We start from the raw sequence: 4128 nt of genomic DNA, 5'->3' as shown, positions 1-4128 counted from the left end.
CGGGCGATCAGTGCGGGAGCGAGCGGGTCGTCTCGCGCGTGGTCCTGGTGGAGACGGGGGCGGTGTCGGCGTCGGGCTCGGGTGCCACGAGGCGGTGCTCGCCCGTGTCGTCGGACTCCTCCTCCAGCTCCGCGCGGGGCGGCCGGGGGGCGGTGGCGACGGTGGTGGACGGCGCCCAGGCGTCGGCGTCCGCGGTCGAGGCACCGGTCGCGTCCCCCGCGGCGGTCTCCTCCTCGTCGTCCGACTCGGCGAAGGTGCGGACGGTGTGGGCGGCGCCCCCGGCGGGCGGCGCGGGCGGCAGCACGGGCGGGATCGTGGAGAGCACCTTGGCGATGGCGCGGCTGAGGGCGTTGCCGGTGGTGAGCAGCGGGGTGCCGACGACGGAGATCTGGCCGTGCCGATCGGTCAGCAGGGTGCGCTGGTGGCCGCGCCCCTCGCCGAGCAGCAGCAGCCGCAGGGCGGGGAACTCCTCGGGCGGCTCGGAGAGTTCGGCCGGCACCGGGTCGGGCAGTTCGGCGGTGACCAGGACGGGCGAGAGGCCGAGCGTGGGGCGCAGTTCGCGGGCCGCGCGGTGCGCGGCGCGGATCGGCGTGCCGGCGAAGGCGCGGTGCACGCCCTCGGCGACCACGACCAGGCCCTCGGGCAGCCGGACGTCGAGCTGTGCGGCGACGGCCTGGTGCAGGGCGACGGCGGAGCGGCGGTCGCCCTCGGCGGAGACCATCGGCGGTCCGGCCGCCAGGTCGAGGAAGGCGCAGCGGCCGCCGATCTCGCCGACGGCGACCAGCACCGGGTGCACCTGGTCGGGGACGGGCACGACGGGCGGCAGGTCGGCGCGGGCCACGCTCCAGTGGTCGTCCGGGGCGTCGGCGGCGAGCCACCAGCGCTGGTCGTCGGGGAGCGTGAGGTGTCCGCCGTCGGCGTCGCCGGCGACGAGCACGGTGACGCTGTCGCCGTCCACCAGCGCCCCGTACGCCTGGCCGCCGGCCTCCCGGGCGGCGGCCACGGCGCGCTCGGCGTCCCGCCAGGTCGCGGGGGCGCGCAGGCCGCGCACCAGGGCCCGCAGCGAGCGCCGGTACCGCAGCCAGGCGCGGACGGGGGCGGCGAACGCGTGCCCGGTGACGGCGAACTCGTGGCACATCCGCCGCCACGCCTTGCGCCAGCCGCCGAGCCGCATCGCGAAGAACCGCACCACGAGGAACACCACGAGCAGCACGGCGATGATGCCGAGGACGCGGAAGATGGTGTCCCGGTGGCGATCGATGAACTCGAAGGGATCGGTCGTCCTCATGCCGCCTCCGCCGCCGTAGCGGACTCGAACTCCGAACGCAGGGCCGCCAGAGCGTAGTGCACGCGGGACTTCACGGTCCCCTTGGGTATGCCCAGCAGCCGCGCGGTGTCGGCCCTCGACCGGTCGCACAGGTGGACGTGGGCCAGCACGTCGCGGTGGAGCGGGCTGAGCCCGGACAGGGCCCGCACCACGGCGACGCGGTCGACGACGGCGTCGGCGACGTCGGAGCCGCCGTCGGCGGCGCGGTGCAGCAGCGCGGCCGGCACGATGCCGAGCGGCACGCTGCGGTCGCGGCGGCGGGCGTCGACCGCGAGGTTGCGGGCGACGGTGTGCAGCCAGGCGGCGAGGTGGTCGTCGTCGGCGTGGAACCCGCTCTCCTCGCCGGCGAACTCGTCGGTGGCGAGCCAGGCGCGGAGCATGGTCTCCTGCACGATGTCCTCGGCCCGGTGCGGGTCGCCCGCGGTGAGGCGGTTGGCGTACCGCAGGAGGCGGCTCCGGTACCGCTCGGCCGCCGGCTGCCGGGTGCCGGCGCAGGGCGCGGCCCGGGCGACGGGCGACGGCACGTCGGGCGCCGGGGGCGCGGGTGCCGGGATCGCGGGCGCCGACGCGGCGATCGCGGTCGGGGCGGCGGGGACGGAAGCTGGCCTTGGGGCCTGCCGGGCCATGAGGTGAGGCGACTGAGCGTCAGGCATCGCTCTGCTCCAACAGCGCTCGGACGGTGCGGCTTTAGAGGCTACGCCTCTGTAAATGACATGAACGTTACCGAGAGGTGGCGACGGCGTCTCGTCAACACGCGGGCGACTCACCGCCGTTCGAGCCTCCACGTCTGCGCAGGGGTGCGGTTGCACAGCCACTGGTGGACGTTGGCGCCCCAGTCGGTGCTGGCGTCCATCACGTCCATGCAGTGGCCGCTCTGGGCCGAGATCACGACGTAGCCGTTGAGGTTGGGCTCCAGCCGGAACTCCTGGCCGAGGTCGCCGTTGCAGTCCCACATGTGAATGTTCGCGCCCGCGTCGAGCGACTCGCCGGCGATGTCCACGCAGTTGCCGCCGAGACCGACCATCCGGTACGTGTTCAGCTCACCGGTGCTCTGCAGCGCGAAGTTCTGGGCCGAGGTCTCGTTGCACTCCCACTGCCGGATGTTGGTGCCGTTCTCGGTGCCGCTGCTGTCCACGTCGAGGCAGCGGTCGTCGGTGGTGCCCGGCAGCAGGCGGTAGACGCCGTCCGGCACCAGGTTCTCCTGACTGACGACCTCGGCGTTCTCCGGCTCCGGCTCCTCCTCGGGCTCCTCCTCCGGCGGCGGGGGCTCCTCCTCGGTCTCCTCGGGCTCCGGATCCGGGGCGGGCGGCGGGGGCTGCTCCTCGGTCTCGGGCTCCTCCTCGGCCGACTCCTCCTCCGTGGGCTCGGGCTCCGGCTCCTCCTCGGGGGCGGGCTCCGGCTCGGGCGTCCGCTCGGTGAGTTCGGCGGAGAAGGCGACCGGCGTCTCATCCTCGTCGCCGGACATGACGTTCCCCAGCGACCAGGCGGACAGGGCGACGACGACCGCCACCGCGGCCGCCGAGCCGAGCGAGGTGAACACCCGCCTCCCCGGCAGCAGTCCACGGCGGGCCAACGCCGGCCGCTGGGTGAAGGCGTCGACGAAACGCTCAGGTTGTTGCTTCGGCATCGTTGCGGTGCCTCACGGTGGGAAAGAGGGAAACGTTGACAGTTGAACTGACGTTACGCTGGAAACAGGTCTACTCCAACGACGGCCAGGGGTACACCCCGAGACTAGGGTTCTTTACGTCGCGGAACGTTGCGGTTGCGTTGCGAGACCTCTTCGGATGGGACAACCAAGGGTGAAACCGGCCCATCGCAAAGGTCGTCGGGCGGGGCACCACGGTTCCGGAATGCTTCGAGCTTTGCTCGTCGGCGGATAAATAACGTCCGGATTGCGGCGCGTTCGTTCCGACGCTGCCACGATGTGGTCGTCATGAGAGCGGGCCGGGCATTGCGAGCAGCGCGGGCGGCCGTGTTCGCCGCGCTCTGTGTGCTGCTCGCGGCCTGGGTGCACGTGATGATGTCCGGCGTCGCGGTCGCCGGCTGGGCCCTGTCGTCGGCCCTCGCCGGAGTGGGCGGCGGCGCCTGGCTGTTCGCCGGCCGGGAGCGCGGGCCGGTCGCCGTGATGGGCGCCACGCTCGCCGTGCAGGCCGCGCTCCACGTGCTCTTCTCGGCCGGCCGGGCCGACGCCGCCACGGCGCCGACCGACCCGCACACCGTGGCCCCCCACGACGCGCTACGCCTGGTCACCCAGGCGGGGTTCGACCCGCACGCCGCGCATCTGCCGCACACCGCACAGGAGTTGGGCGGCGGCGTCGGCATGCAGACGGCGCACGTGCTGGTCGCCCTGGCGAGCGCGGTGTGGCTGTGGCGCGGCGAACGTGCCGTGTTCGGCCTGCTGCGCCGGGCCGCCTCCGGCGTGCTGCGGCCGGTGCTGTGCCCGCCGAGCCGGTCCACGCCGCCCGAGCCGCCCGCCGTCCCGTGCCCGCTCGGCGCCGACCGCCCGCCGTGCCTGCCGCCGCCGATCCACGCCGTCTGGACGCGTGGCCCGCCGCCCGGGGCCCTGCCCGGGCGGTCCGCGCCTGACCGTCCGCGACCGTCGACCCCGGTGTCCCCCACCCGCCATCGGCCGGGATCCGCCCGCCGTCGTGCCGCCGCGCACGGCGCCCCGGGCGCGACCGGCCCACGCCCGGCCATCCGGTCGTGCGGCGGGCCGACCCGGCCGACGGCGCGGGACGGCGGTGACGGCCTGCCCCGGCCGGGCCTCAACCGGTGCCACGGCCGGACCACCCCCGACTGAC

Annotated in this window: 4 protein-coding genes; 1 reads left to right on the top strand and 3 read right to left on the bottom strand. The window is 74.9% G+C overall.

The window, feature by feature from the left end:
* Positions 1–7 precede the first annotated feature (7 nt).
* The 3 genes from E1283_RS33010 to E1283_RS33000 form a co-directional block, all read right to left on the bottom strand.
* Positions 8–1288: a hypothetical protein gene (locus E1283_RS33010; protein ID WP_132821846.1), complete on the bottom strand. Its 1281-nt coding sequence runs from the start codon at positions 1286–1288 to the stop codon at positions 8–10.
* Entirely contained in the window at positions 1285–1953 is a 669-nt protein-coding gene (locus E1283_RS33005; protein ID WP_132821845.1) for a sigma-70 family RNA polymerase sigma factor, read from the bottom strand. The genes E1283_RS33010 and E1283_RS33005 overlap by 4 nt, the downstream gene beginning before the upstream one ends.
* A gap of 137 nt (positions 1954–2090) precedes the next feature.
* Positions 2091–2954: an RICIN domain-containing protein gene (locus E1283_RS33000; RefSeq protein WP_132821844.1), complete on the bottom strand. Its 864-nt coding sequence runs from the start codon at positions 2952–2954 to the stop codon at positions 2091–2093.
* Positions 2955–3260: 306 nt separating this feature from the next.
* Between E1283_RS33000 and E1283_RS32995 the strand changes: the two genes are divergently transcribed.
* Positions 3261–4127 (top strand): hypothetical protein, encoded by an 867-nt coding sequence (locus E1283_RS32995; protein WP_132821843.1) that lies wholly within the window; start codon positions 3261–3263, stop codon positions 4125–4127.
* Position 4128: the final 1 nt, after the last annotated feature.

This window comes from Streptomyces hainanensis, from assembly GCF_004348415.1.
Classification (GTDB): Bacteria; Actinomycetota; Actinomycetes; order Streptomycetales; family Streptomycetaceae; genus Streptomyces; species Streptomyces hainanensis.
The sequence above is the reverse complement of the archived record's forward strand: the minus strand, read 5'-3'. Positions and strand labels throughout refer to the sequence as shown.

What these genes read in the sequence shown, in the direction of transcription:
- E1283_RS33010 (WP_132821846.1), bottom strand. Translation starts at nt 1,288, where the DNA reads ATGAGGACGACCGATCCCTTCGAGTTCATCGATCGCCACCGGGACACC.
- E1283_RS33005 (WP_132821845.1), bottom strand. Translation starts at nt 1,953, where the DNA reads ATGGCCCGGCAGGCCCCAAGGCCAGCTTCCGTCCCCGCCGCCCCGACC.
- E1283_RS32995 (WP_132821843.1), top strand. Translation starts at nt 3,261, where the DNA reads ATGAGAGCGGGCCGGGCATTGCGAGCAGCGCGGGCGGCCGTGTTCGCC.
- E1283_RS33000 (WP_132821844.1), bottom strand. Translation starts at nt 2,954, where the DNA reads ATGCCGAAGCAACAACCTGAGCGTTTCGTCGACGCCTTCACCCAGCGG.